The 25,893-nt window shown below is 65.6% G+C and carries 23 protein-coding genes; 18 read left to right on the top strand and 5 right to left on the bottom strand.

Annotated features, from left to right (window positions below):
• Nucleotides 1-130: 130 nt before the first annotated feature.
• The 3 genes from xdhC (at nucleotide 131) to Pla108_RS09965 (ending at nucleotide 2,253) form a co-directional block, all read left to right on the top strand.
• Nucleotides 131-898 (top strand): xanthine dehydrogenase accessory protein XdhC, encoded by a 768-nt coding sequence (gene xdhC, locus Pla108_RS09975; protein ID WP_146444782.1) that lies wholly within the window; start codon nucleotides 131-133, stop codon nucleotides 896-898.
• A 108-nt stretch (nucleotides 899-1,006) separates the two neighbouring features.
• Nucleotides 1,007-1,366 (top strand): cupin domain-containing protein, encoded by a 360-nt coding sequence (locus tag Pla108_RS09970; protein WP_146444781.1) that lies wholly within the window; start codon nucleotides 1,007-1,009, stop codon nucleotides 1,364-1,366.
• A 26-nt stretch (nucleotides 1,367-1,392) separates the two neighbouring features.
• A complete protein-coding gene (locus tag Pla108_RS09965; RefSeq protein WP_146444780.1) occupies nucleotides 1,393-2,253 on the top strand; it encodes a CHAD domain-containing protein in 861 nt (286 codons plus the stop codon).
• Nucleotides 2,254-2,420: 167 nt separating this feature from the next.
• Here the strand turns inward: Pla108_RS09965 and Pla108_RS09960 are convergent, their stop codons facing one another.
• On the bottom strand, nucleotides 2,421-4,229 hold the full coding sequence (locus tag Pla108_RS09960) for an ATP-binding cassette domain-containing protein (RefSeq protein WP_146444779.1): 1,809 nt from the start codon (nucleotides 4,227-4,229) through the stop codon (nucleotides 2,421-2,423).
• A gap of 252 nt (nucleotides 4,230-4,481) precedes the next feature.
• On the opposite strand from Pla108_RS09960, the gene Pla108_RS09955 reads away from it, so the two are divergent.
• A complete protein-coding gene (locus tag Pla108_RS09955) occupies nucleotides 4,482-8,027 on the top strand; it encodes a mechanosensitive ion channel domain-containing protein (protein ID WP_146444778.1) in 3,546 nt (1,181 codons plus the stop codon).
• Nucleotides 8,028-8,121: 94 nt separating this feature from the next.
• On the opposite strand, the gene Pla108_RS09950 is transcribed toward Pla108_RS09955, so the two are convergent.
• The 3 genes from Pla108_RS09950 to Pla108_RS09940 form a co-directional block, all read right to left on the bottom strand.
• The gene (locus tag Pla108_RS09950; protein ID WP_146444777.1) at nucleotides 8,122-9,312 is read right to left on the bottom strand and encodes a hypothetical protein; all 1,191 of its coding nucleotides are present in this window, start codon (nucleotides 9,310-9,312) and stop codon (nucleotides 8,122-8,124) included.
• 255 nt (nucleotides 9,313-9,567) lie between these two features.
• Complete coding sequence (locus tag Pla108_RS09945; RefSeq protein ID WP_146444776.1) at nucleotides 9,568-10,155, bottom strand: anthranilate synthase component II; 588 nt, start codon at nucleotides 10,153-10,155, stop codon at nucleotides 9,568-9,570.
• On the bottom strand, nucleotides 10,152-11,615 hold the full coding sequence (locus tag Pla108_RS09940) for an anthranilate synthase component I family protein (protein ID WP_146444775.1): 1,464 nt from the start codon (nucleotides 11,613-11,615) through the stop codon (nucleotides 10,152-10,154). Before Pla108_RS09940 ends, Pla108_RS09945 begins: the two co-directional genes overlap by 4 nt.
• A 103-nt stretch (nucleotides 11,616-11,718) precedes the next feature.
• On the opposite strand from Pla108_RS09940, the gene Pla108_RS09935 reads away from it, so the two are divergent.
• Nucleotides 11,719-13,389, top strand: coding sequence for an outer membrane protein assembly factor BamB family protein (locus tag Pla108_RS09935; protein ID WP_146444774.1), 1,671 nt, complete (start codon nucleotides 11,719-11,721; stop codon nucleotides 13,387-13,389).
• Nucleotides 13,390-13,397: 8 nt separating this feature from the next.
• Here the strand turns inward: Pla108_RS09935 and Pla108_RS09930 are convergent, their stop codons facing one another.
• Nucleotides 13,398-14,561 carry an ACP S-malonyltransferase gene (locus tag Pla108_RS09930; protein ID WP_146444773.1) on the bottom strand — a complete coding sequence of 388 codons (1,164 nt, stop codon included), beginning with the start codon at nucleotides 14,559-14,561 and terminating at the stop codon, nucleotides 13,398-13,400.
• A gap of 237 nt (nucleotides 14,562-14,798) precedes the next feature.
• Here Pla108_RS09930 and Pla108_RS09925 point away from each other — a divergent pair, with 237 nt between their 5' ends.
• From Pla108_RS09925 to Pla108_RS09865, 13 genes are all read left to right on the top strand, one after another.
• Nucleotides 14,799-15,194, top strand: a complete 396-nt coding sequence (locus Pla108_RS09925; RefSeq protein WP_197526449.1) for a CBS domain-containing protein — start codon at nucleotides 14,799-14,801, stop codon at nucleotides 15,192-15,194.
• A gap of 199 nt (nucleotides 15,195-15,393) precedes the next feature.
• Nucleotides 15,394-15,783 carry a response regulator transcription factor gene (locus Pla108_RS09920; RefSeq protein ID WP_146444771.1) on the top strand — a complete coding sequence of 130 codons (390 nt, stop codon included), beginning with the start codon at nucleotides 15,394-15,396 and terminating at the stop codon, nucleotides 15,781-15,783.
• 45 nt (nucleotides 15,784-15,828) lie between these two features.
• A complete protein-coding gene (locus Pla108_RS09915) occupies nucleotides 15,829-17,517 on the top strand; it encodes a GspE/PulE family protein (RefSeq protein WP_146444770.1) in 1,689 nt (562 codons plus the stop codon).
• A gap of 48 nt (nucleotides 17,518-17,565) precedes the next feature.
• Nucleotides 17,566-18,678 (top strand): type II secretion system F family protein, encoded by a 1,113-nt coding sequence (locus tag Pla108_RS09910; protein WP_197526448.1) that lies wholly within the window; start codon nucleotides 17,566-17,568, stop codon nucleotides 18,676-18,678.
• Nucleotides 18,675-19,031: a type IV pilin protein gene (locus Pla108_RS09905; RefSeq protein ID WP_146444768.1), complete on the top strand. Its 357-nt coding sequence runs from the start codon at nucleotides 18,675-18,677 to the stop codon at nucleotides 19,029-19,031. The genes Pla108_RS09910 and Pla108_RS09905 overlap by 4 nt, the downstream gene beginning before the upstream one ends.
• A gap of 196 nt (nucleotides 19,032-19,227) precedes the next feature.
• Nucleotides 19,228-19,545 carry a competence type IV pilus major pilin ComGC gene (locus Pla108_RS20965; RefSeq protein ID WP_197526447.1) on the top strand — a complete coding sequence of 106 codons (318 nt, stop codon included), beginning with the start codon at nucleotides 19,228-19,230 and terminating at the stop codon, nucleotides 19,543-19,545.
• Between the two features lie 34 nt (nucleotides 19,546-19,579).
• On the top strand, nucleotides 19,580-20,074 hold the full coding sequence (locus Pla108_RS09895; protein ID WP_146444766.1) for a pilus assembly FimT family protein: 495 nt from the start codon (nucleotides 19,580-19,582) through the stop codon (nucleotides 20,072-20,074).
• Nucleotides 20,075-20,119: 45 nt separating this feature from the next.
• Complete coding sequence (locus Pla108_RS09890; protein WP_146444765.1) at nucleotides 20,120-20,599, top strand: type IV pilus modification PilV family protein; 480 nt, start codon at nucleotides 20,120-20,122, stop codon at nucleotides 20,597-20,599.
• Nucleotides 20,600-21,118 carry a PulJ/GspJ family protein gene (locus Pla108_RS09885; protein WP_146444764.1) on the top strand — a complete coding sequence of 173 codons (519 nt, stop codon included), beginning with the start codon at nucleotides 20,600-20,602 and terminating at the stop codon, nucleotides 21,116-21,118.
• Entirely contained in the window at nucleotides 21,112-21,498 is a 387-nt protein-coding gene (locus tag Pla108_RS09880) for a hypothetical protein (protein ID WP_146444763.1), read from the top strand. The genes Pla108_RS09885 and Pla108_RS09880 overlap by 7 nt, the downstream gene beginning before the upstream one ends.
• A 25-nt stretch (nucleotides 21,499-21,523) precedes the next feature.
• Nucleotides 21,524-23,074: a PilN domain-containing protein gene (locus Pla108_RS09875; RefSeq protein WP_146444762.1), complete on the top strand. Its 1,551-nt coding sequence runs from the start codon at nucleotides 21,524-21,526 to the stop codon at nucleotides 23,072-23,074.
• Nucleotides 23,071-23,697 carry a type 4a pilus biogenesis protein PilO gene (gene pilO / locus Pla108_RS09870; protein ID WP_146444761.1) on the top strand — a complete coding sequence of 209 codons (627 nt, stop codon included), beginning with the start codon at nucleotides 23,071-23,073 and terminating at the stop codon, nucleotides 23,695-23,697. The genes Pla108_RS09875 and pilO overlap by 4 nt, the downstream gene beginning before the upstream one ends.
• Before the next feature lie 35 nt (nucleotides 23,698-23,732).
• Entirely contained in the window at nucleotides 23,733-25,808 is a 2,076-nt protein-coding gene (locus Pla108_RS09865; RefSeq protein ID WP_197526446.1) for a type II secretion system protein GspD, read from the top strand.
• The last annotated feature ends 85 nt before the right edge of the window (nucleotides 25,809-25,893 follow it).

Raw genomic sequence — 25,893 nt, 5'->3', positions numbered from 1 at the left:
TGGTGGCTGCGCAGGCGACTCGCGTAATCGAGTGCCTTCTCGTGGTCGGCTGACTCGGCGGCGCGTGCCGGACCTTCGCTTGGCTCGTTCCGGCCTACTGATTGCTATCGTCGTTGACTAATCTGGGGGCATGGCCGCCGCTGATCGACTCCGCCGCTCTGCCGAACTTGCCGACGCGGCGACTCCGTTTGTTGTCGTCACGCTGATCGAGGCGACCGGCTCCACGCCGGCGGATGCGGGCGCCAAGATGCTCGTCACCGCCGAGGGGCTCGATGTCGGCACGGTTGGCGGCGGCCGGATCGAGGCGAAGGCGATTTCTGAAGCGCAGTCTTTGCTTGCTGAAAGCGGCGCGTGTCGGCTTGTCGACTGGAGCCTCAAGGCCGACGTCGGCATGACGTGCGGCGGGCGCGTGAAGCTGTTCTTTGAGCCGGTCGGCGTCGCGACCTGGCCGATCGTTGTGTTCGGCGCCGGGCATGTGACCCAGGCCCTCGCGGCGCTGCTGGTCCGGCTCCCTTGCCAGCTGACCTGCATCGACCCGCGGACCGAATGGCTGGCGCGGCTCCCGAAAGGGGTCCGCGCGGTAGAAACGCCCGACCCATCTGCGGAGGTCGATCGGCTGCCGGACGGGGCGTTTGTCCTCTGCATGACGCAGGGGCACAAGTCGGACCTGCCGGTGTTGGTGCGGGTGTTCCAGAGCGGGCGGGATTTCCCTTACGTCGGCGTGATCGGCAGCAAGGCGAAGGGGGCCGTCTTGCGCAAAGAAATTGCCGAGGCGGGCGTGCCGGCCGAGCGGGCCGTGTTCCACTGCCCGGTGGGGCTGCCGATCGGCTCGAACCACCCGGCCGAGATCGCGGTCAGCATCGCCGCCCAACTTCTGGAAGTGCGCGGCGTTGGATAGCGGAGAGCGCCTCATCGATCGTGAGAAACGGCTTTGTCCCCGCCTTCTGTGCTGTCGGGGTAGAATGTCGGGAGGCGTTGCCTTCATGACGCCACGTTGGAGGATTGGATGAGCCGCTACGCCGTGACCCAGCTCGACGCGATCGACCCGGTCCCCTGCCCTTGCGGCCAGACCCGGCGCGCGTTTGTCGACGACCCCGATCAGACCGCTTCGCTCCACTTGGTCGAGGTCAGCTCTGATTCGCGGGCGCACTACCACAAGCGGTTGACGGAGATTTATTACGTCGTCGAGGGTGCGGGTGAGATCGAGCTTGATGGCGAGCGGTTCCCGCTACGGGTCGGCACGTCGGTCCTCATCAAGCCGGGCGTGCGTCACCGCGCGATCCCCGCCGCGGACGCGACGGCGCCGCTGCGGCTGATTAACATGCCAGTGCCGGCGTTCGATCCCGACGACGAGTGGTTCGACTAACCCGGCCGACCCGTGAGGCAGCAGCGATGGCGTACGCATTCAAACGCGGCGAACCGCTCGAGCCGGCGCTGCGCCGTATCGCGGCGGCGACACTCGACGAGGCGATCGGCCGTCTCAACGACGGGACCCCCCCCGAGACCGCGGTCCACGAGACCCGCAAGGCGTGCAAGCGGCTGCGGGCCTTGCTGCGGCTCTACAAGCCCGCGCTAGGTGACGTCTTTCGTCGCGAGGAAGACGCGGTCCGAAAGGCCGCCAAGGCGTTGTCGTCGGCCCGCGATCAACACGTTTTGCTGCAGACGTGCGAGCGGTTGGCCGAGTCGCAGCGCGAGACGCAGCTAGTCGCCGCTATCCGCGCGGTCGGGGCCGGCTTGAATGAGTTGGAATCACCCACAAACGACAGCACCGAGTTGCTCACGGCGACATCCGAACGCCTGGCGGACGTCCGCGAACGGGTCGATTCGTGGCGGGCTCCCCACCCCAAAGCGGTTATCGTCAAGCGATTCCGTCACACGTACCGCGACGGGCGCAAGCAACGCCGTCGTTGCCGTCTCAACGGCGACGCCGAGCCTTGGCACGCGTGGCGGAAGGCCGTCAAACAGCACGGCTATCAGGCGCGGCTCTTGGCGGCGCTCCACGTCGCGGGCCCGGCGTATCTCGAGCCGTGGGACCGCCTCGGCAAGTTGCTCGGCGAAGAGCATGACTTTTCGGTGTTGTGCGACCGGCTCGGGGGAGTAGGCGTGTCGCCGGAGGTCGCCGACCACGTCAAGCAAGCCGCTATCGAGCAGCGCGCGGCGCTGCGAGAGGAGGCTCGCAAGCTTGGCGCGGACCTCTATCGGTTGCCGCCCAAGGTCATCGGGAATGTCGCCCGAGGGCTGCTCTCGAAGTGACGGCGCCGGTGGGGGCGGTTAGCGCTTGAGCCAAGAAGCCTTGGTTGGCGATAGGAACAGGAATACACCGATCGCAATTCGAAATAGAGCTGATCTGGCTTAATCCCCCTCCCCCTGAAGGGGGTGGGGGATTTCCAGCCTAGCGCTGCTTCAAGTTGCAGTGCGTATCACTCCCCTTCCAACGCTTCCCATCGCTGGTAAGCCGCGTCGAGCTGCTGCTGGAACTCCGCCGTCTCGGCTTGGGCCGCGGCGAGGACGGAGGGCGCCGACTTATAGAACGACGGCTCCGCCATCTTGGCGTGAAGCTCGCCGAGTTTTTTCTCGAGCGTTTCAATCGTCCCCGGCAGCGACTCGAGTTCGCGTTTCTCTTTGAAGCCGAGCTTCTTGGCGGGCGGTTTGGGGGCTTCCTTTTTTGGGGCCGAGCTGGCGGCGGCTGCCTCTTCCGAGGCGACTTCCGCCGCGCCGCGTTGGCGGAGCCAGTCGTCGTAGCCGCCGTCGTACTCCTTCACGCCGGTGGTCTCGAATACCAGCGTGCTGGTGACCACGTTGTTGAGGAATTCCCGGTCGTGGCTCACGATCAACAGCGTGCCGTCGTAGTCGATGAGCCGTTCTTCGAGCAGCTCGAGCGTCTCGGCGTCGAGGTCGTTGGTCGGCTCGTCGAGGACGATGACGTTGGCCGGCTTGGCGAACAGTTTGGCCAAGAGCAGCCGGTTGCGCTCGCCGCCGGAGAGCGACTTGATGGGCGTCCGCGCCCGGTCGGGCGTGAAGAGGAAGTCGCGAAGGTAACCGATGACGTGGCGCGAGCCGCCGGCGATCTTGATCGTGTCGTAACCGTCGGCGACCGCTGTTTCGGCTGTCTGCTCGTCGTCGAGCTGGCCGCGGAGCTGGTCGAAGTAGGCGACCTGCAGGTTGGTGCCGAGCCGCACCGACCCGGAGGTGGGTGGCATCTCGCCAAGCAGCACCCGCAGCAAGGTCGTCTTGCCGGCGCCGTTGGGGCCGACGACGCCGACCTTGTCGCCGCGCATCAGGGTCGTCGTCAGGCCGTCGAAGACCGGCTTCTCGGCCCCATCGTAACGGAAGGTGATCTCCTCGGCTTTGGCGACTAGGGCGCCGCTACGGTCGGCCTCTTGGATGACCAGATTGGCCTTCCCTTCGCGGTCGCGGCGGTGGGTCCGTTCGACCCGCAGCGCCTTCAGCGCGCGGACGCGGCCCTCATTTCGAGTGCGGCGGGCCTTGATCCCCTGCCGGATCCAGCGTTCCTCTTCGGCGAGCCGCTTGTCGAACAGGGCGTTTTGCTTCTCTTCGGCGGCGAGGGCTTGCTCCTTGCGCTCGAGGAACGCGGTGTAATCGCACGACCAGTCGAAGAGCCGGCCACGGTCGATCTCGATAATGCGCGTCGCGACGCGGCGGAGGAACGCGCGGTCGTGGGTCACGAAGACGAGCGCCGTCGGCCACGAAACCAGCAAGGACTCGAGGTGATCGATCGCCGCCAGGTCGAGGTGGTTGGTCGGCTCGTCGAGCAGCAGCAGGTCGGGTTGCCCGATCACCGCGTTCCCCAGGAGGGTCCGCCGCTTGAGGCCGACGGAGAGGTCGGCGAAGCGAGCCGTGGGGTCGAGCCGCAGCTCGCGGAGCAGACGCTCGGACTCCATGTCGATGCGCCACTCGTCGTGCTCGCCGGTCGGTCGCCAGCCGGCCCGGATGACTTCGTCAACGGTAGCGGTGGCGGCGTCAACGCCGGCGACCTCGGCGGGGATCTCTTGTTCGAGCCGGGCGACGTGGGCCCCTTCGGCGACGACGCAGCGGCCCGAGTCGGGGGCCTGCTCGCCGGCGATGATCCGCATCAGCGTGCTCTTGCCGGCGCCGTTGCGGCCGAGCAGGCCGATCCGCTGCCCGGGCTCGATGACGGCGTTGACGCTGTCGAGCAGGGCGGGACCTCGGAAGGCGATCGTCAGGTTGTCGAGCGTAACGAGGGGCATGTCGGGGCGGGCCGAGGGCGGGAAAGCCCCCCAGCTTACGCGCTGCGACGCCAACTAGGGAGGACTCGACCGCGGCGGGACGGCCGATTTGGCGATGGCGGCGGAGGTCGAACCCTTACGAACGCCGTGATTCGCATTGCGAAACGGCTGCGGTACGGGTTACTTTAACGCTCAATCGCCTGGGGGGTCGCTCCCGCCAAGCCGCGCCTCTGCGTGGCCCGGCCCTCGGGCGCGAAAGGGAAGGATCCCGACATGTTTCGAAGTTGCGCCGCATTTGCGGTGGTGATCACCCTGTCCTGGGGACTCGTTGCGCCCGCGACGGCCGAGCAGATCACCGACACGCCCACCGAGCCGGCGCCGATTGAGCCATCGCCGATTGAGCTGGTGGCTGGCGTGCTGGCGCCCGAAGGCCCGCCGACGATGGAGAGCGTCGAGCACCTCGCCCGCCTGGCGGAGCAGAGCCCCGACCTCGACGAGGAGTCCCGCAAGCAGGCCGCCGAGGCCTACCGAGCGGCCGCCGCCAATCTGCAACTCGTCGCTGAGTTCGCGGCTCGCGCCGAAGCCTTCGGCCGCGATGCGGTGGGCGTCAACCAACGCGTCGATCAAGTCAAGCAGCAGCTGGAAGAGGTGAAAGCGAAGGAGCCCGAGATCGCCCCCGATTCGACTTTGGCGGATTTAGAGCAGGCGCTCGCGAAGGCCGAGTTGACGCTGGCGACGCGTAAGACGGCGCAAGTCGCCGCCGAGGCGGAGCCGCAGGCCCGCGCCAACCGGCGGAAGGAGGTTCGGGCTCGCCTCGCGGCGATCCCCGAAAAGCTCGCGGCGTTGGCGACTCAGGGGATGCCCGCCGTGGCGGGGGGCGTCGCGGCCGCCCGTGCGGTCGAGTTGCAAACGCGTCGCACCGCCCTCGAGAACGAGGCGCCCGCCCTAGAGAGCGAGCTCGCCAAGTACGACGCGGAAGACGCCGCCGACCTTGTTCGCATGCAGAGCGACCTAGCGGCCAAACAGACCGCGTACACCGAACGACGCGTGCAGCGGCTGCGGGAAGAGATCAAATCGGCCCGCGAAGCGGCCGCCGCCGAGTCGGTCCGTAAGGCGCGGTCGGAGTCGATCTCGGCGGTGCCTGCGTTGCGGCATTTGGCCGAGCGGAATCAGAAGCTCGCCGAGACCGCCCAGACGGTCGCCAAGGAACTGGCGCAAGTCGAGCTCGACCTGAAAGCGGCGAATGAAGCGCAGGACCAACTCAACGCCCAGTTTAGGCTGGCGCAAAAGAAGATCGACTCGGTGGGGCTAACCAGCTCGGTGGGGGCGCTGCTGCGCCGACAACGGGCGACGCTCCCGGACGTGAGCACGCGCCGCGCGGCCGTCGCCACGCGGCGGGCGACGATCGACGACGTGCAGTATCAGTTGATCGAGTACGAAGACGAGCGGAACGAGCTCGGCGACGCCGACGCCGTGATCGCGGCGATCATCGCCGAGTCACTCCCCGCGAGCGCCGCGAGCGAGAAGCTGCTCGACGAGGCGGCCCGCGAGTTGCTAGACCGTAAGCGCGAGTATCTGGGCGCCTTGTACAAGACGTACAACTCTTATTTCAACACGCTGGTCGACCTCGACACGACCGACCAGCAAGTGATCTCGTTGACCGAACGGTACGGAAACTTTATCGACGAGCGGGTGTTGTGGATCCGTAGCGGTCGGATGCTGACGCAAGGCTTTCAGTTCGACGCGACCGATGTCTGGCTCCTGAGCCCGGCGAAGTGGGCCGAAGTCGGAGCCACCTTGCTGACGGACTTACGTGATAATCCGTGGATGTACGGCGCGTTCGTCTGCATCATCGGCTTCGTGCTGGGGCGGGGCGGCGTGTTGCGTCGCAAGCTTAACGAGTTGGGAGACATCGCCGCCCGCGCGAATTGCCGGAGCGTCGAGCCGACGCTGATGTCGGCGGCCGTGACGGCATTGATTTCGTTCGCCTGGCCCGCCGTGGTCGCCCTGCTCGCTTGGCGGCTGACGTACGCCTCGGATGACGAGGTCTTCCCTCAGGCGGTGGGGCATGGGCTCTACTGCGTCTGCCTGCTCTGGATGCCGCTGGAGTTGATCCGCCAGATCTGTCGGCCGCGGGGCCTGGGCGAGGCGCACTTCGCTTGGCCGGCGACCGTGACCCAGTCGTTGCGGAGGCGGCTGCGTTGGTTCACGTTGATCGGTCTGCCGTTCGCGTTCTTGACCGCGACGCTGTTCTCCAGCAACGCCACGCTCGGACACGACTCGCTGGAACGCTGCTTCTTTATCAGTGGCGTCGCGGTCTTGGTGGTCTTTTTGTTCCGCTTACTAAGTCCGCGGGGTCCGCTGCGGGAGTATGTCTCTCACCACGCCGGTGGCTGGATCGACCGGCTTGGACATGTCTGGCCTTGGTTGGCCGCGTTGGCGCCGGCCTCGCTGCTGGGATTGGCGTTTGCCGGCTACTACTACACGGCGCAGGTGTTGGCTTGGCGGCTTTTTGCAACCGGCTGCTTGCTGGTGTCGCTGCTGGTGCTCCGCGATTTGCTCTTCCGGATGCTCCTGTTGCGGCGGCGCAACCTGAGTATGCAGCAGTCGCGCCAACGCGCCGCTGCGGCGGCCGCTGCCGCCGACACCGCGGCAGGAGGCGGAGCCTCGGTCGCCGGGATCGTCGCCAGCAACCAGGTGTCCGACTTGTCGTCGCACAATGAGCAAACGCAGCGGCTCGTGAGCACGTCGTTCTTCGCCGCGTCGGTGGTGGGGCTCTGGTTGATCTGGGTGCAGGTGCTGCCGGCGTTGAGCATGCTCGATAAGTACCCGCTCTGGAGCACCGGCCCGGGAGTGGTTGCGACGGCGCCCGCGGCCGGGCCTGGGTCGGGGCCCATGCCGACGCCCGGAATGCCTGCGACGTCCGGCGCCGGTGGCAGCGAGCCAGCGCCCTCTGTCGCCTCCGAGTCGAACTCGGTGACCCTTTCCGATTTGGGACTCTCGCTGCTGGTGACTTTTATCACCTTTGTGTTGTTCCGCAATGGGCCGGGTCTGTTGGAGATGTCGTTGCTGCAAAAGCTACCGCTCGACGCCTCGGTCCGATACGCCATCACCACGCTGGCGAGCTACGCCATCGTGATGATTGGGGCGATCCTCGCCTGCTCGACGATCGGGCTGCGTTGGTCACAAATTCAATGGCTGGCGACCGCGTTGACGTTCGGCTTGGCGTTCGGCCTGCAGGAGATGTTCGCCAACTTTGTCGCCGGCTTGATTATTCTGCTCGAGCGGCCGATCCGTGTCGGCGATGTTGTCACCGTCGATGAGATCTCCGGCGTCGTGTCGCGGATTCGCATTCGGGCGACCTCAATTACGAACTGGGACCGCAAGGAGTATGTCGTTCCGAACAAGGAGTTCATAACCGGTCGGCTGCTGAACTGGACCCTGTCGGACAAGGTTAACCGAGTCGTGGTGAACATCGGCGTCGCCTACGGCACCGACACCGAGCGGGCCCGCGAACTGCTTGTTGGCGTCGCGAATGACCATCAGCACGTGCTCAAAGACCCCGCCGCGGTGGCGACCTTCGAAGGCTTCGGGGACAACTCGCTGAACTTGGTGCTCCGCGCGTACCTCGGTTCGCTCGATTACCGTCTCCAGGTGATCCACGAGCTCCACACGGCGATCAACAACGCGTTCAACGCGGAAGGGATTGAGATCGCCTTCCCGCAACGCGACCTGCACATCCGCAGCGCGCCGGAGGTGTTGGCGGTCGCCCTCAATCGCGAGTCCGCCGCCGAAGAGCCGCAGCGCGGCGCCGCTTGATTCGCCAAGAAGAAAAGTCGGCCGCTGTCGATTGTTCGACAGCGGCCGACCGTAGGCGAACCAACCAGAAGGAGCCGCTCGGGCAGCGGTGCGATCAGTAACGCAGGATCAAGTCGCAGGTCAGCCGATTCTCAAGGACGTCACGCCGGTCGGTCAGCGGAACCTCGTAGGCGACGCCGATCTCGGTCGTCCGGTTCGGCTTGTACTTGGCGCCAAACGCGCCGGTGACGATGTCGTTCCCGTCGACCCCACCTGAGCCGAGGTTGAACAGATCGCCGCCGTCGAGGCCCGTGAGGCCGAGACGGTTATCGCCGTCGGCGGCCCAGTGGTACCAGTTGCACTCGAGCAGGCCGTACCAGCCCTTGCGGAATTGGTAGTCGAGGTGGTTCGACCAGTAGACGAACGAGCTGTTGGCGTCGCCATCGACCGGCAGCAGACCCCCCACAGCGCTAACCCAGTGACCGCAGTCGAAGACTTCGGCGCCGCCGGTCAAGAACAAGTTGAAGATCCCGTCGCCGCGGGCCATGCGGGTCCGCGGTGTGCCGACCGGGGCGTTGTAGGTGAAGCCCGCCGACAGCAGCTTTTGCTCGGACGGATCACGCAGCAGTGCGTACTTCAGACCGATATCGATGTCGGCCCAGCCGTCGTCGATGAGCGGATTGTCTGAGACGACGTAGCCGTCCTTCGTCGCGATGAGCGAGAGCCGGTCGGTCAGCCGCGCCCGGATCTGCACTGCATACAGCTGAACGTCGCCGCCCAACGCCGCCGCGGGGACCTTGTGCTGAATAAAGATGGTCCGGATTTCGGTGACGCTCCGCGGGTCTTCGAAGTAGACCGGGTTGGTCATCGGGCTGATGAAGTCTTCGAAGCAGCGTTCGGTCGGGCAAGCGATCGAGCCCAGCAACAGCTCGGGCAAGGGGCAGCCCGCCGAGCAGGCGTCGTAGGTGAGGATGCCTTGGCCGAAGAGGCCGCAGTTTTCGAGGCAGCAGCCGCAACCGCTGTGGATGTCGGAGCAGCAATCGCCGCACGACGCGCTATCGCAGCACGACGGGCAATCGCCGCAGGCGGTGCTCCACGACGCCTGGCCGACTTCGGTGTCGGTAATCTGAGGGTCGGTTTCGAGAACCCCCTCGAAGCACTCGCCAGCCGTCCGACCCGAGTCAGCCGCCCAGGTTGGCGCCGCGATCGCAACGATCGCCAAGAAGGCCCAATCGATCTTAAGCGTGGTCATCTCTGTCACCTCCGTGTCCTCGGCGAGGTCGTCAGAGAGACGCCATCGCTGCATTTGCCCCGGCCGCCATGCCGCCGCTATCCCACCCTTTCGGCGAACGTGCTAGCGGGAGTGTTGCGAATACCTCTGTGGTGGTGGATGCCGATCGACCAGCAAAGTAGCTTCAATCGACATGAGTAAATCCCGCTAAGAAGGACCCATTTGTAATGGCGGCAGAATTGGCGGGTATCGCCGGTGGGCGTCTGCCAGATTCGCGTCACGCGACGCGAGAGATGAGCTGAAATGCCGGAACGGCAAACTAAGGAGGGCTCAGCGCGACCGATGGAAGTCGGCGGCGAGGCGGGCGAAGTTGTCGATGACCTGCTGACCGGCCTCCGTCAGGACGGCTTCGGGGTGGAATTGCACCCCGAAGGTTGGCCGATGGGCGTGCTCAACCGCCATGACGACGCCATCCTCGCTCCAGGCGGCCGGCGTCAGCACAGGCGGCAGCGAGGCGGCTTCAGCCGCGAGGGAGTGGTAGCGGCAAACCGTCATCGGCGTCGGCGCCCCGGCAAACAGACCGGCGCCCGAGTGCCGGATCGTCGAGGTGCGGCCGTGTAGCGGCTCGGGAGCGAGGGTTACCCGGCCCCCGAACGCTTCAACGATGGCTTGGTGCCCCAGGCAGACGCCGAGCAGGGGCAAGGCGGCGGAGAGCCGCCGGACGACATCGACACAGCACCCCGCTTCGGCCGGCGGGCCGGGGCCGGGCGACAGCACGATCGCCTCGGGCTGTAAGGCGGCGACGCCCGCGGCGTCGATCTTGTCGCTCCGCACGACGTGGGTCTTGTGACCGGTCAGCCTCACCAATCGCGCGAGGTTATGAACGAAGCTGTCGTAGTTATCGAGCACCAGGATCATGGCGACACCGCGTCGATGAGGCCCGCCGCCTTGTGCCAGGTTTCGTCGTATTCCGCGGCCGGGTCCGATTGGACGACCACCCCGCCCCCAACGGGCGCCTGGACCCAGCCACGAGCGCGGGTCAGCGTGCGGATCAGCACACTGCTGTCCATGGCTTGACGCCCGGCGGCGTCGGGGAAGCCGATCCACGCCATGGCGCCGCAGTAGGCGCCGCGGGCGGTGGGTTCGAGGGTGGCGATGATCTGCTGCGCGCGGACCTTCGGCGCGCCGGTCACCGATCCCCCCGGGAGCGTCGTCGCCAGCAACTCGACGACGCCGCACTCGTCCCGCAAGCGGCCGGTCACCACCGAAACGAGGTGCTGGACATGGGCGTAGCGCTCAAGCCCGAAGAGCACTGGCGCCGCGACCGACTCGTCGGAGCAGACCCGCGACAAGTCGTTGCGAAGCAGGTCGACGATCATCACATTTTCGGCGCGGTCCTTCTCGCTTGCAAGCAACTCGCTGGCTTCCGCCACGCCCAAGGGACGCGTCCCCTTGATCGGCCGCGTCTCGACCGATCGGTCGAGGACACGGATGAAGCGCTCGGGAGACGCGCTTGCGACCTGCCACCCTCCCCCGTCGAGCCACCCTCCCCCGTCGAGCCACCCTCCCCCGTCGAGGTAGCCGCCGAAGGGCGCCGGATTGCGATTACGCAGACGCAGGTACATCGCAACCGGGTCGCCCGGGTCCTCGACCAAGAGTCGCTGCGAGAGGTTCACTTGAAAGGCGTCGCCGGCGCGGAGGTGCTCAAGGACGCGATCCACGGCCCGAAGGTAGCCTTCGCGAGTGAAGTTGCTCGTCACACCACGGCCGTAGGGAGTTGCGAAGGCGGGCGCCATCGCCGATGAATCAAGCCGCACACCGGGCGTTGAGGCGCCGCGTGCGACGCCACGGCGGAGCCGTTCTTGGACCCAAGCGAGGCGCGTCTCGGCTCGGCGCGGTTGGTCCTGCCCGGTCGCGGGGAACCCGCTGGAGATCGCCCACGATCGCCCCTGCTGGTGGTCGAAGGCGACGACCACGTCGTAGTAGCCCATGGCGAGGGCCGGGTGCTCGAACTCGTCCCAGCGCGGCCGGGGCAAGCGCTCGAGGCTGCGGCCGACTTCATAGCCGATGACGCCGGCGGCCCCCCCCTGCCACGGCGGCAGGTCGGCCAGAGGGGCCGCTCGCCAAGACGCGAGTGGCCGCAAGCCCGGCTCCAAAGCGGGCGAGCCGTCCGCAGGCGCGCTGATCCATTCCCACGGGTCGGCTGCCACATACGAGAACCGCCCCAGCGTCTCGTGACGCATGGCGCTGTCGAAAAAGACGACGTGCGGCTCGCCAGCCAGCGCGACAAAGGCGTCTTCCGGGCGGAGCGACCGGTCGAGTTCCACGGCCAACGGCGTCGCGATATCGCGGGTTGCTGTGGGTTCGACGGTCGCCATCGATCGGAACGGAGGGGAGTGGCGTGCGTTGCCGGTTTCGCGGGGCGGCGCTACGATGCACGCTCATACCGCTCTACGTTAGTCCCCCCCGGCGGAGCCGAACATGCCCCCTTCCGAAGACTCCCCTCAGCAGGCAGCCGCTGATCGTCCACGCCGTCGGATCCTCTTCCCCTGGATCTGGATTGGGCTACTTGCCGGGGCGCGGCTGGCGGTTGAGGTGAGTGGCATCACCGTCGATTTCAAGACCATCGCCACCTTGCTCGCCGTCGTCTTGGGGCTTCTTGGCCTTGCTTTGTGGTACCTGATTCGCGGCCGTGGGCCGTGGCCACTACGGCTAGCGGTCGGGGTGGCGCCGTTCGTGGCGATCGGCGTGCTCAACGGCTTGTACGAGATGCGATTTAATGGCGCCGGCGCGGTGGTCGGCCTTCACCGGCGCGGGGCCGACAAGGCCGATCAAAGGTTGGGAGACATCGACGCCCCCGCTGTCGCCGAGGGGATCCCCGACTGGGGACCGGGCCAGTACGACTACCCCCGGTTCCTTGGCGAAGGGCCTTGGGCCGAGTCGGTAGGGCCGCCGATCTCCGCCGATTGGGAGGAAAACCCGCCCGAAGAACTCTGGCGACGCGAAGTGGGCGCCGGCTGGTCGGCGTTCGCGGTTTTAGGCGACTACGCCGTCACCCAGGAGCAGCGCGGCGACAGTGAACTCACTGTCTGCTACCGGGCGCGGACGGGAGAGCCAGTCTGGTCGCACAGCGACAAGTCCCGCTTCGACCCCGGCGACTTCCAAGGCAACATGGGACGCCAAGGGCCACGCGCCACGCCGACAATCGCCGGCGACCGGGTCTATACCCAAGGCGCCCAGGGGCTCGTTACGTGTCTCGACGCCCGCACTGGCGAGCCGGTCTGGCAGGTGGATACGGTGGATCGCTACGGCGTGACCGTCCCCGTGTGGGGCAAGAGTGGCTCGCCTCTCGTTGTTGCGGCCGACGTGGAGGGCGTCGAGAAGGAATTGGTCATCGTTAATGTTGGCGCCCCCGCTGACCCGCCAAGCGGCTTCGACGCGTCGATCGTCGCCTTCGACGCCGCGACTGGCGACGAGGTCTGGAGCGTCGGCTCGCGGCAGACCTCGTACGCGTCGCCCGACCTCGTCACGCTCGACGGCGAGCGCTTGGTCCTGCAGACGAGTGACGATGTGCTGACCGCACACCGCGTCGCCACGGGCGAGCAGGTTTTTGAGCACCCGTGGTACGGTCAGAGTGACAACATGCCGGCGTGCAGCCAGCCGGTCGAGCTATCGGGCGATCGCCTGCTGCTGACCAAGGGCTATGGTCACGGCGCGTCGCTGTTGAAGGTTGGTCACGATAGCGACGCTTGGTCGATCGATGCGCTCTGGGAACCGCCCATCAAGCGGGTGCTGCAAACCAAGTTCAGCAACACGGTGGTCCGCGGCGACTACGCCTACGCCATGGACGGCGACGACCTGCAGTGCGTCGAGATCGCCACGGGCGAATCGCTGTGGTCGAGCCGACGCCGGCCGAAGTTCGGATTCGGCCAGGTGCTCTTGGTCGGCGACTACATCTTGGTGATGACGGAAGAGACCGGCGAAGTGGTCCTCGTCGAGGCGACGCCCGAGCGGTATCGCGAGGCGGCGTCGCTGCGGGTGCTGGCGGTGCGGGAGACGTGCTGGAACAACCCCGTCGTTGTCGGCGACTTGCTATTGGTCCGGAACGCCGTCGAGGCGGCGGCCTACCGACTTCCATTGGCAAGTGAGTAGCGATCAGGTTATCGCGGGGCGTTTTCGAGCAGCCAGTCTTCGAGAATCACCTGCTTGATCAGCGGGGCTCGCAACAAGAAGCCGTTACGCGGCAAGAGCGGCGCCATCCAGGCCGACCCCGCCATCCGCTGCACCGTCCGTTTGCCGACGGCGCTGAGGGACCACTGCGTTGTTTGCTTCACCACGTTCTCGGCGAGCCGTTGGAAGGTTGCCGGGATGACATTCGGCGCCGGGCCGACGTGGAGCACCGTCTTCACATCGCTCGAGAGCGTGGCGTGCACCACGTCCCAGAGCCGTTGCGGCGAGTCGACCCACCGGCGCAGCACGGCCCGGCCGCTATCGGCCTCGTACTCGCGTCGGCCGGTCACGAGGGACCAGATCGGCGGCGTCGGGGTTTCGGTGAGTCGTGGCACCTCTCGGATCAGCAGGGTCGCCCGATCGGGGATGTGTCGTTCGCTGACAAGCGGCGTATGGAGCGGGGGCCAGACCCCGTCATTGCTGCGGAGCAATACGGAGGGCCCATCCCAATTTTCACAACGTTGGCGGACCCGATCGAGCGTCGCGCCCTCGCCGATCACCAGCATCGTGTTGGGGGCGATAATCGCGGAGATGGCGATCGCCCCCTTCCCTTCGGCGGTGACTTCCTCGCAGACACGCTGGAGGGCGGCCTCGCTGAGCGTGGTCTTGCGGGAGAAGACGACCGCCATCGTGACGCGGTGCGCCATCGCGGCGCAGTCCTCGGCGAGCGTGAGCGGGATCCTCATCACCGCTTCGATTGGATAGAGCCCTGCCGCCGCCACCGCGGTCAGCTCGCCGAGGCTGTAACCGAACGCCCGGCCGGCCCGCTGCGGATCGACGCCATGGACGTCGCGTAGCAGGTCGAGTTGGGCCAATTCGGCGGCGAAAACGAGGGCGATCGCCTCGGCGTAGGCGTCAACGTCCGCCTCGACCCGGTCCGCTACGCGGGCGGCAAGATCGACCCGACGACCGATCGCGGCCTCGCACATCTGGCTCGCCTCGGCGAGGCGCCGCTCGAGCGTGGGCCGGTACGCCGGCGCCGCCAAAAGCTCGGGGGTGCGGCCGAGATTGGTTTGGTTGTAGCCGCGGAACGCCAGCGCCGTTGTTGGCATTCGCGTCGCTATCATCAGGCGCGAGGTGTCCGAAGAAGCCATGGCGGCGCCTGGAGGGACGCGAGGAAGAGACCTTAGCCATCATACGTCGCCGCCGCGGCGCGGGTTCGCCGGCTCGCACGATCGCTGTAACCGCAACATCCCGCTTGACCGGCAGCAAAGGTGGTTTGCCGCAGGGCGTTGTTCCTGGCAACGCCGGCGATTCCGCGGACTATGCTTCTTACGCTGGTTCAAAAGTTCTTTTCGTCAGTGTCGCCGAACGAGTCGCCAAGGAAGTCCATGATCACTGCCAAAGACATCATGACCCATGAAGTCGTCACCATCTCGCCGCAGGCGACGATTCATGACGCGACCGAGACGCTGCTCAATCGAAGCGTCAGTGGTTTGCCGGTTGTGGATCATAAGGGGGTGATCGTCGGCATCCTCACCGAGTTCGCCTTGCTAGCGACCGCTTACGATCAGACCATCAATAACGACACGGTCGCCGATCATATGACGTGCGATGTTATGTCGGTTGACGTCAATGACCCCATCAACAAGGTCGCTGATCTGTTTATCGTGCATCGGGTGCGTCGTGTCCCTGTCGTCGAGAATGGGCGACTAGCGGGGCTCGTCGCTCGCCGCGATGTCCTCAAAGCCCTGCACGAGAGCTCTGCTCCTTACGCGGTCTGCTAAGGGCGGCCCCGTCCGAGATTCCAACGCAATGGCGCCGACTCGCACGGCGGGTTCGGCGCCATTGCGCCGTTTCGACGGGGACCAGCGGGGTACGGGGAATCGCGGGGTCGTTGTTGACGGCCGCGCCGGGCGACGTAAATAAGGCTAGGCAAAACGCCTCCCCGCGTCCGTTCTTCCCCCGAAGCCTCCGTCGCTGCGTATGGCCGACACGACCCGCAAGACGATCCTCTTAATCGAGGAAGACGCCACGCTTCGAGAGATCACGCAGTTCCGGCTCGAACTACTCGGGCACGACGTGTTCTCGGTGGCGTCGGGCAATGAGGGCGTCCTGTGGCTCACCGAGCGACTGCCCGACGCGCTGATGATCGGTCACTTCCTGCCCGACATGGACGGGATGGACCTCGTTGATCGCCTCAGCAACGACGTCCGCACAGCGAAGATGCCGGTGATGCTGCTCTCTCCGAATGCGGAGTTGGCCGACGTTCAGCGGGCTTTCAATGCGGGCGCAGACGATTATCTGGTGACGCCATTCGACCCGATGATGCTCGAGCGGAAGCTCAAGCGATTGCTGGCTCCCGCCGGCACGTGATCGCGACATTCGCCCCTTTAACTGACTTTCAAGACTCTCCCCTTCATGGCACGGCTCGGCGATATCCTGGTGCGGCGTGGCTATATCACGCCCGCTCAGCTCGACGCAGCGCTCGCGGCCCAAGGGGCCGAGCGGGGCGTCCTGGGCCAGCTCCTGCTGCGCCGGAACCTCATCTCGGGTCAGCAACTAGGCGACGCCCTGTCGGAGCAGTACGGCGTCCCGTACCTCGATCTGGTGCCGCAATCGGTCAATCCCCAGATTGCGCGATTGGTTCCCGAGAACCTCGCCAGGCATCGCAGCTGTGTGCCCGTTGGCGTCGGCAGCGGCGCGCTGCGGCTTGCGATGGCTTCCCCCGACGACATCGACACCATCAGCGAAACCGAGCTGATCACCGGCTACCGTGTCGAGCCACTCGTCGCGCTGGAGCACGCGATCCAGGCCGCACTCGATCGCGGCTTCGACGATCGTCTGACCGCCCGTCAGACGATCGTCGACATGAAGCTCGCCGACCTCGCCGCCGCGGAGCTCGTTGTTGATGAGAGCCTCCTCGCGACCGTGGGTGCCGACGAAGAACAGGCGCCAGTGGTCCGGCTGGTGACCTCGATCCTTACCGGCGCCATCAACGCCGGCTGCAGCGATATCCATCTCGAGCCGCACGTCCCCGAGATGCGGGTCCGCTACCGCGTCGACGGCGAGCTGCAATCGGTGATGACCATCCCAAACCACACCGAAGAAGCGGTTGTCGCCCGTATCAAGGTCATGGCCGATATGGACACGACCGAGAATCGCCGACCACAAGACGGGCGTCTGACGCTGGTCGAGGCGGGCGGGCGCGTGAACTTCCGCGTCAGCACGATCCCCACCGTCGGCGGCGAGAAGGTCGTCATGCGACTCCTCGATGAGGGGGGAAAGAACTTCGACCTCAAGAGCCTGGGCCTCGGGGATCGCGACCTCAAGAAGGTGCTGGACCTCATCGACAAGCCGCACGGGATGATCGTCGTCACCGGCCCGACCGGATCGGGAAAGAGCACGACGATGTACTCCGTGCTGGCGCGGCTCAACGCCGTGAGCCGCAATATCGTGACCGTTGAGGACCCCGTCGAGTACCGACTGACGGGGATCAACCAAATCGCGAGCGACAGCGAGCACGGCTTGGGATTCGCCAATGCCCTGAAGTACATCATGCGGCAGGACCCCGATGTCATCATGGTCGGCGAAATCCGTGACAACGAGACGGCGAGCACCTCGGTCCAGGCGGCCCTGACCGGCCACTTGCTGATCAGCACTTTGCACACCAACGACTCGGTCGGCGCCGTCCAGCGACTCAACGACTTGGGCATCGACAATTTCAAGATCGCCGGCGCCCTGTTGGGATCGGTCGCCCAGCGGCTGCTGCGATCGATCTGCACCGAGTGCAAAGAGATTGCCCAGCCGAACGAACAGCTCTGGGCGAAGCTGGTTGGCGACGTCGCTCCCCCCAACCGGGCAAAGTTCTACCGCGGACGCGGCTGCAAAAAGTGCCTCGGCACAGGCTACTCGGGTCGGATTCCCATCTACGAGATTCTCGTGATGACGCCGGAGTTGGGCGACGCGATCGAGCGCGGCGCCCCGGCTTCGAAGCTGCGTGAGATCGCGATCAAGCAAGGTCTCTTGACGTTGGCCGATGCGGGGATCGAGCAGGTCTTCGCCGGTCGAACAACTCTCGAAGAAGTTTACTACAAGCTGTCGAGCTAGCCGGGTTGCGGGATGCGGTCATTAGTCAACAAGAAGTTCTCCCCAGTCTTGCCGTCCGCCGATTCGGCGACCGCCGCAAGCAAGCGGGGGGTTGCATGGACGTGGGGTACACGGCACAAGTCTCGGCTTTCGCACACGGAAGTCACGGTCTTCCTCCGCAACCTGGCGACCCTCACTAGCAACGGCGTTTCACTCCCCAAAGCGATCGGCGCCTTGGCCGAAGAGAAGACGCTGGAGAAGCGACGCGACACGCTCAAATCGCTGAGGTCCCGCATCGAGAGCGGCGACTCTTTCAGCCACGTTCTGAGCCGGATGGACGGGGCGTTCGACCGGGTCACGGTCAGTCAGATCCGTGTGGGCGAACGGGCAGGAACCCTGCCCGACACGCTCCTACAGGTCGCCGAACAACGCGAGAAGGCCGGGCGCATCAAGGAAGACGTCGTCAAAAAGCTTGCCTATCCCGTCGTGCTCGCCGCGGTTGGCGCCGCGGTCGTGGCGTTCCTGCTCTGCTACGTTGTGCCGGTCTTCGAGAAGACCTACGAATCGGCCCACGTGCCGCTGCCCGGCATTACGCGCCTGATGATTGCTGTCGGCGATGTCGCGCAGAGCTACTGGTGGGCTTTCGCGCTGACAGGGGCGGCGACGCCGCTGCTGCTCCATCAGTTGCGTCAGAAGGAGGCCCTGGGTCAGAGGATCGACGCCGCTCTTCTGAAAGCACCGATTGTCGGCCCGATGCTACGTGACATCGCCTTGCTGCAGCTGATGGAAGTGCTTGGCTGCCTGATGGAAGCCGGCTTCACGCTTGCAGAGTCGCTTGAGGAAGCCGGCGACTCGGTCCGGAACCGGGCGATGAAAGAGGGCGTCGCCGCCCTCCGCCGCGCCGTTCAACAGGGGGAGCGATTCAGCCGTGAGGTCGAACGCCACGCCGACCTGTTTCCACCGATGGTCAGCCAACTCGTCATCGTCGGCGAGCAGACCGGTCGGTTGACCAAATCAACCCGACAAATCCGCCTCCTCCTGGAAGAGGAGATCCAGCGAAAAACCGACCTCGCGATTGGCGTGATCGAGCCGACCCTGACGATCTCGATGGCGGCGGCTGTCGGAGGCATCCTGTTGGCGATCTACTTGCCCATGTTCGACATGATCAACACGGTGGGATGACGGTGACACAAGTCGAAGGAATTCGCCGGGATAAGCGGGCCAGACCGTGTGGCTTCTCGCTCACCGAGTTGATGGCGGTCGTCGCGATTCTCGGGCTTCTAGCGGCGATTGCGCTGCCCCGCACGGGGTCGGTCCGGGTGAACGGCAACCGCGCGGCTTGCCACGTCAACCGGTCCGAGATCGAACTCCAGGCGATGCTCTGGCGGCGAGCCACAGGAGTGTGGCCTGTCGCAAGCCTTGCCGACGTGGGCGCCGACGCGGCTTATTTTCCCGAAGGTGTGCCGGTCTGTCCGGTGGACGGTTCGGTCTATGTACTCGACGCCTCGGGGGAGGTCGTCGGACACAGCCACTGAAAACGCGGCACGGGTTATATCCGGCTGCGGATTACGGCAATCACCGGCAATTTTTTGTGGCGTCACGACAACGCCAATTATTGCGACCTACGCTTTCTCAACATCGACATCTGCACAGCTGAAATCGAAAGGCAAGCGTTGCCCCATCGACGGGCGCTCCCCTAACTCCCGGTCCATGCGAAGCGAGAGCTGTACTATGAAGAATCACCGTTACCGTCGCCAGGCATTCTCGCTAATGGAGCTTCTGGCCGTTGTTACGATTCTCGGCATCATCGCCGCGATCATCGTGCCCCGCGTCACGACATCGAGCGACACCGCCAAGGCGAAGGTCCACGCCCACAACCGTGGGACCATCAACTCCGCGATCGAGCGATACTACATCGAGAACGGCTCGTGGCCCTCGGCCGACCTCAATGAGCTGGACGTCGTCACCTACTTCCCGGATGGCATCCCCACGAATCCGGTCGACAACTCGGCGTACGCGATGAACGCGACAACCCATCGAATCGACTGAGCTGACGATCGCGCAACGCCGACCGCGGCAAGTCATGGACTCAACCACTCGCAACGCACGCCTTCCCTTCGGACGGCGTGCGTTTTCGCTTCTCGAACTGGTCGCCGTGATCGCCATTGTCGGCGTGATTGGCGCCATGGCGGTCACCCGTTGGGGTGAGGCGACGGTCCGAACGGCGTCGGCTCAAGGCTTCGTGCGGAGCGTCGCTCTGTCGTTGCAGCTTGCTCGACGGCAGGCGATCGCCGAAGGCCTCCCGGCGGCGGTGCTTTTTCACCGCACTGCGGGTGAGGTCGACTCGCTGTCATTGGTGCGGGCCGATGCGGGCGGCGACGTACCGACCGACGCGAATCTCGTCGCGCCGACTGGCGTCACCACCACCACGGCCTACGACCGCTGGGAGTACGACTACCGAGGCGCCCTTACGACCCCGGCGTCGGGGGGCGTGATCGCGCTCAGCGATGGCAAGTGGGATTGGACCTTGACGGTTAACCCCGTCACCGGACGCGTCGCCATCGCCAAGACGCCCTAGCAGGCCGTGGCGTGGCGCCCCGCTTGGCGTGAGCTACGTTTCTCCATGGCTCGCAATCCGTTCCGCCGAAACTTTGCCGCAGCGGCAGTTCCCCGAGGGGGCTGCCGGGGGGCGTTCTCGCTCGTCGAGGTCGTTGCGGCCATCGCGCTCATGGCGGCTACCCTCGTGCCCGCCGTGCAGCTGATCCGCTACGGCATGGAGCGGAGCATGGAAGACGACCGCCGCCAATTGCTGGCGCTGTATGCGGTGTCGCGCGTCGAGGAACAACTGGTGCTTGTCGCCGATAGCTGGGCGGAGGGCTCGAGTTCTGGCGACTACAGCGGCGAAGGCCACCCCAACATCCGCTACACAACGACCTGCTCAGACGACCCCCTCGATGGCGGCGTGGTCGGGGTGCTAATGGATATCCGCTCGACCGTGTACGACGACGAGAACGGCGACGACGCCTTGACCACGGGTGAGCCGAAGTGTGTCTATCGCACCAAGGTCGCCAAGTTCGCCACCTACGAGGCCAAGTCCACCTAGATGCGACGCCGTCGTCTCCAACCCGAAGCCCGTCGCGGCGTCACTCTGCTAGAAGTGATGACCGCCGCGACGCTGGCCGCCACGATGATGACCGCATCGTTCGTTGTGCTGCGCTCGAGCTACGCCGCGTGGACCGCGCACGAGGCCGACCTCGACCGGGCCGGCAATGCGACGGCGGTGCTGCGGCACCTTGTGCAGAACGTCCGGCAATGTGCCGGGGTCGTCGCCATCACGGCCCCCTCCGACGACAGCGGGTCGCTGACGGTGGTTCTCGCCGATGGCGCAACTTGGAGGTGGGATCATTCCGGGACCTCGATCACCCTCAGCATCAACGGCGGAGCGTCTCAGCCGCTAGCGGAGGACATCCAACAATTGACCTTCACCGGCTACGAGGCGGACGGCCTCACGCCCACGACCGAGCCCAACGACGTGCAGGCCGTGCACGCCAGCGTCACGACCCAATTGCCCGCCGGCGGCGCGCGGACCGTCTCCTCCTACACCTGGGTGCGATCATGGTAGCGCGCCGCCCTGCCCTCTTACGCCGTCGCCCCCGCCGCGGCGCAGCGCTGCTGATGTGCCTGTTCCTGGTGTTCATGGTGAGCACCCTGGTGCTGAATGTCGTCCAAACCGAGACCCTCCAGCTCGCCGCAACGAGGAACTCGATCGAGTACGAACAAGCCCTCTACCTGGCCAACGCGGGCGTCCACCACGCCTGCAGCCAGTTGGCCGCGGACGCCACGTGGCGGGGCGTCGTAACCGACGGCGTCCTGCCGCCGAGCTCCCCGGCCGCCGGGTACTCGACCTCGGCGGCGGACGACGCCCTCGGCAACGTTGTGGTGACCTCGACCGGATTTGCAGGAAACGGAAAGCGGACGGTCAGCGCAACCATCGAACTGTGACGTTGAGACGCAACGGAAAAGCCCTATGAAGAAATCAAACGAAGACCGACGCCAGGCGTCCGACCGGCGCAACGTGTCGAGCCGTCGCCGCCACGCCGAATCACGTCGTATCTCAATCGAGCTCTGCCACTCGGTGCTGCGCGTCGCGCTGGTTATCGACAGTGAGAACTCCAATCTACCGGTCCTGCGGACACTCTCGATCCCTTGGCGTAAGAAGGCGAAAGACCTCCTCTGCCCCGAAGGACGCGTCGAACTAGCGGCCGCACTGCGGTCGCTGGTGAACCAGGAACGCCTCGCGGGCTGTCAGGTCGCGTTCGCGATCAGCAGCACGCTGTGCGTCAACCGGGCCACGTCGGGCGCTACGGCGAAGGTCGAGCAAGAGCTTGGGGAACTCCGCGAACGGAGCCAGATGTACCTGTCGCTGGGGCCGGGCGCGAAGACGGCGGCGATTGCCCGGAAGAATATCGACGCGCGTCATGAGCACGCCCTGGTGACGGTCACCAACGAAAGGACGCTCGCCCTGCTGGTGGAAGCCGCTGAGTCGGCGGGGCTGACGGTCGCGGTCGTCGAATCGGCGTTGGTCGCGCTCAGCCGCTTGCAAGGACGGCTCGAACCGGAAGAGCCGTCGTCGGTGCTCATGGTCCAGCTCGACGAAGACCGCTTCGAGGTCGGCGTCAGCCAGCGCGGTCAGTTGCTGGTCGAGTACCGGCCATCAAGCGACTCGACCACGGACCGGTTGGGTAAGGTTGTCGATGACCATCACGATCGACTCAAAAGGTTCTGCCAGCGGCAGTACGGCGTCGGCGCCGGTGACATTGAAAGGATGTGGCTGGTTGGCGAGCCCGGCGAGGTCGCGGCGACGGACGCCATTACCCGCCGCAAGATCGCGACAAGCGTCTTACCGCTCGACGCCCTGACGGACCTCTGGACCGTCCAGGACGCCGAGCCCATGTCGGCAGAAATGGGCGCGGCCTTGGGGCTGGCGCTGCGGGGGCGGGACGATGCTAGCAGCGTTAGCCCGAACCTTATGGACGCGATCCATGCCGGGGCGAAGCAGCCCATTCGCCCGTTCCTTATGCGGGCCGCGACTCCTCTCGTCGCCGCCCTGCTGCTAGCGGCCGGCCTCTGGCTATTTAACCTCGAGCAACGGTCCGAGCTGATGGCGCTCCGCAGCGAGGTCGAAGCGGCGAAGCCGGTCTACCTCCAAGGGCAGCGGCTGAGCAAGCAGCTTGCCGACGCGACGCTCGAGATTGAGCACCTCTCCAGGCTGGAGAAAAAGATCCCCGAACGCCAGATGACGCCCCTTATCCAAGGGGTGGGGTTCTGCCTCCCCGACGACGTCTGGCTCAAGGCGTTGAGATTTAGCGACCTGGGGAGCGTCACCTTAGAAGGGGCCAGCTACACCGAGGGGAGCCTCTACGACTTTGTCCACAACCTTGAGGACGCGCCCACTTTTCAAGAGGTGGCGCTCCGTGGGACCGGCGTCGAGCAGACTCCCCAGGGGCCCGCGACGAGTTTCGGCGTCGACCTCGGGGTGGCGACAGCAACGACAGCATCGGGTGAGGTGAAGCCATGATCCAGACCATCGCAGAACGCTTGGCGGCCAGCCCGCACCGCTGGCTAATCGTTACAGCCGTCACATGCGTGCTCGCCCTCGCGAGCGCGCTGCCGCAAGTCGATCTACTAATTGCGGAGCGATCGGAACGATCCGAACTGCAGGCCGAGCTAACGCAGGCGGAGGCTTCCGCCGCGCAATTGCCGGTCTACGAGCGGGAGTACAGCGCGAAAGAACAAAAGCTGGAGCGGCTCCGGCAGCGAGTCGTCGACGAGTCACAGTTGGCCAGCCTGCGGACATGGCTGGTGGATGCGGCTCGCCAGTCGGGTTGTCAAGTGAGAAGGATTGACCTTGCAAACCCGTCGCTCCGGCCTTGGTCAGACGACGAGAACCCGATCTCACCGACGGGACCCACCAACAAGAGTAAAGCAACCCCGTTTCAGCTGCAGACCAGGGCGGTGACGTTCAGCGTGACGGGGTCGTCGAACGAACTAGTAGCGTTGCTAAAGGCGATCGATGTTGATCGACGACTCAAGCACGCTAGCAATATTGAGTTAAAACCGATGGCGCGGAACGCCCAAGAGCTTCAGCTTGAGTTGACGCTCTGGTACTTCGCGCTAGTACGCACGAGCGACGTGGCTTAGCGCCCGACGCAGGGCGTGGTCAAGGATGACCTATGGTGAAACGAACGCAACGGACCGCGATTGCCGCTCGCATGGCTGGCGTGGTCGGCTGCGCCGTTATCATTCTGGCTAGCGCCCTCGCGAGCCACGCCCAGGGGCCGCCGCCGGCCGGCTCGGGCGCGAGCCGATCCGCCGCCTCGGCCAAGGTGGTCGAGTCGCTCCGTCGCCGGGGCGACTTGACACTGCGAGACGCGACCCTCGAGACCGCCCTGTTCACCATCAGCGAGCTTTGGGGCGTCAACATCGTTGCGGCGAAGGTCGAAGGCTCCGTCAACGGCGTCTTCAAAGACGCGCCGCTCCGCGACATCCTCGACACGATCTTGCTGTCGAACGGCTACGCCTACCGCCCGGTCGGCGGCAGCCTGATTGTCAGCCGTCTGCAGGACCTCGGGCAGATCAACCCGTTCTTCGTCTCCGAGACGATCCCCGTCGGCATGACGGACATCAACGAGCTGGTCGAGGCCGCCCGCTTGATGAGCACGCCGCAGGGGCAGGTCCAAGCGCTTCCGACCGCCGGCGCGTTGCTCGTCGTCGACTTCGCCGATCGGGTCGAGATGATCCGCGAACTGGTTCAGCAGCTCGACGCCGCGTCGCGGGGAGTGGGCGTCGCGGGGGGCGGGCCGAAGCAATTGGAGGTCGCCTACTTCCGGACCCATTATATCTCCGCGGTCCAAGCCAGTACGGCGATTGACGTGATCCTCAGCGCCGACGGACGGACCTCGGCCGTCGAGGGGGACGATCGTCTGCTGGTGGTCGACTATTCCGACAACATCCGGATGGTCGAGTCGGTGCTGTCGAAGCTCGATCGACCGCGACCGCAGGTCAACATCAAGGCCTTGATCTACGACATCAGCCTCTCCGACATGGAGAAAATCGGCATCAATTGGAATGGGATATCGAACGGCTCGATCGACGCAGCCGGTGTCGCGACCGGCAAGAGCTCCGGCCTCCGCTTCTTAACACAGACCGCGGCGCCGCTGACCGCGACGGGGTCCGGTGGCGCCTTCAATTTCTACAGCATCGAGGGGGACCTCAATCTCAGCGCCCTGGTTGTCGCGCTGCAGGAGGCGGAAGACTCTCGCCTACTAGCCGACCCGAACGTCACGGTGATGGACAACGAGGCGGCTAATATCGAGAGCATCTCTGAGATCCCGTTCCAACAACTGACGCAGACGACCGGCGGCGGCAACATCGGAACGACCGCCTTCAAGGAAGTCGGCATCAAGCTTGATGTCACGCCGAAGATTTCCCGCGACACGACAATCGATCTGACGGTCGCCCCCGAGTTCAGCCGTCTGGCGGGGTACACCCCCGGTGACAACCAGCCGATCGTCGAGACGCGGCGGGCCACGACACGGGTCCGCGTGCTCAATGGCCAGACGATCATGATCGCCGGTCTCCGCCAGCGGACCGACGTCGGCAACTTCAATGGCGTGCCGCTACTGAAGGACGTTCGCTACATCGGCCGGCTCTTCCGTTCGCGGGAGACGCGGATCGTCGAGAGCGAGTTGGTTGTGTTTATTACGCCAGAGATCGTCGGCTACAGCGACGGGCTGGACGAACGCGACCGTCTCACCTCCGACACCGTCAATTGCCGCTTGGAGCGGATCCCACCGGCGGAGGGATGTCCGACCTGCGGTCAAAATAACGGCTGCGACTGCTTGCCGGTTGACGTCGAAGGGCCGGCCTTCCAGATGGCGCCAGAAATCGCGCCGCCGTCTCTAGAAGGTCGGCAACCACCTTACGAGACGGCGCCCTCGGACGTCCTTGAGCCGATCCCCTCGCCCGAGCCGCTCGACTCGGCGTCGAGCGACATCACCCCGCTCCCGTCGCAGACAAGGCGAGACGTCTACCGTTTACCCCCGGCTAGCGGTGTCAACCAAGCAGCTCTTGCCGGGAACGCAACGGGGCAAGTTGACAAGACCGAGCCGATGCGGATGGATTACGACTCGCGGTTCCGGGCGACGGGGAGCGTCTATCCGGATCGACAGCGATTGACCTCGAGCCCCTCACCGGAGCCGGCCGCGGAGCGTCAAGAGGCGAAGAAAAGCTTCTGGCAGTTCTGGCGATAGGGGTCGGGTTGCGCGGATTAGGCGGGTGCGATCGGCCTCGGCGGGCTACCTGTTGCTGCCTAGCGGCCGGCGACGGCAAGCTAGA

It is taken from the genome of Botrimarina colliarenosi (assembly GCF_007859955.1).
GTDB lineage: Bacteria > Planctomycetota > Planctomycetia > Pirellulales > Lacipirellulaceae > Botrimarina > Botrimarina colliarenosi.
Note: the sequence above shows the minus strand (reverse complement) of the source record. Positions and strands in the feature narration are given on the sequence as shown.

Excerpts from the sequence above, each read along its gene's own strand:
- Pla108_RS09965 (WP_146444780.1), top strand. The coding sequence starts at position 1,393 with ATGGCGTACGCATTCAAACGCGGCGAACCGCTCGAGCCGGCGCTGCGC.
- Pla108_RS09880 (WP_146444763.1), top strand. The coding sequence starts at position 21,112 with ATGGTAGCGCGCCGCCCTGCCCTCTTACGCCGTCGCCCCCGCCGCGGC.
- xdhC (WP_146444782.1), top strand. The coding sequence starts at position 131 with ATGGCCGCCGCTGATCGACTCCGCCGCTCTGCCGAACTTGCCGACGCG.
- Pla108_RS09935 (WP_146444774.1), top strand. The coding sequence starts at position 11,719 with ATGCCCCCTTCCGAAGACTCCCCTCAGCAGGCAGCCGCTGATCGTCCA.
- pilO (WP_146444761.1), top strand. The coding sequence starts at position 23,071 with ATGATCCAGACCATCGCAGAACGCTTGGCGGCCAGCCCGCACCGCTGG.
- Pla108_RS09940 (WP_146444775.1), bottom strand. The coding sequence starts at position 11,615 with ATGGCGACCGTCGAACCCACAGCAACCCGCGATATCGCGACGCCGTTG.
- Pla108_RS09950 (WP_146444777.1), bottom strand. The coding sequence starts at position 9,312 with ATGCAGCGATGGCGTCTCTCTGACGACCTCGCCGAGGACACGGAGGTG.
- Pla108_RS09920 (WP_146444771.1), top strand. The coding sequence starts at position 15,394 with ATGGCCGACACGACCCGCAAGACGATCCTCTTAATCGAGGAAGACGCC.
- Pla108_RS09925 (WP_197526449.1), top strand. The coding sequence starts at position 14,799 with ATGATCACTGCCAAAGACATCATGACCCATGAAGTCGTCACCATCTCG.
- Pla108_RS20965 (WP_197526447.1), top strand. The coding sequence starts at position 19,228 with ATGAAGAATCACCGTTACCGTCGCCAGGCATTCTCGCTAATGGAGCTT.
- Pla108_RS09955 (WP_146444778.1), top strand. The coding sequence starts at position 4,482 with ATGTTTCGAAGTTGCGCCGCATTTGCGGTGGTGATCACCCTGTCCTGG.
- Pla108_RS09885 (WP_146444764.1), top strand. The coding sequence starts at position 20,600 with ATGCGACGCCGTCGTCTCCAACCCGAAGCCCGTCGCGGCGTCACTCTG.
- Pla108_RS09895 (WP_146444766.1), top strand. The coding sequence starts at position 19,580 with ATGGACTCAACCACTCGCAACGCACGCCTTCCCTTCGGACGGCGTGCG.
- Pla108_RS09960 (WP_146444779.1), bottom strand. The coding sequence starts at position 4,229 with ATGCCCCTCGTTACGCTCGACAACCTGACGATCGCCTTCCGAGGTCCC.
- Pla108_RS09915 (WP_146444770.1), top strand. The coding sequence starts at position 15,829 with ATGGCACGGCTCGGCGATATCCTGGTGCGGCGTGGCTATATCACGCCC.
- Pla108_RS09890 (WP_146444765.1), top strand. The coding sequence starts at position 20,120 with ATGGCTCGCAATCCGTTCCGCCGAAACTTTGCCGCAGCGGCAGTTCCC.
- Pla108_RS09945 (WP_146444776.1), bottom strand. The coding sequence starts at position 10,155 with ATGATCCTGGTGCTCGATAACTACGACAGCTTCGTTCATAACCTCGCG.
- Pla108_RS09930 (WP_146444773.1), bottom strand. The coding sequence starts at position 14,561 with ATGGCTTCTTCGGACACCTCGCGCCTGATGATAGCGACGCGAATGCCA.
- Pla108_RS09970 (WP_146444781.1), top strand. The coding sequence starts at position 1,007 with ATGAGCCGCTACGCCGTGACCCAGCTCGACGCGATCGACCCGGTCCCC.
- Pla108_RS09905 (WP_146444768.1), top strand. The coding sequence starts at position 18,675 with ATGACGGTGACACAAGTCGAAGGAATTCGCCGGGATAAGCGGGCCAGA.
- Pla108_RS09875 (WP_146444762.1), top strand. The coding sequence starts at position 21,524 with ATGAAGAAATCAAACGAAGACCGACGCCAGGCGTCCGACCGGCGCAAC.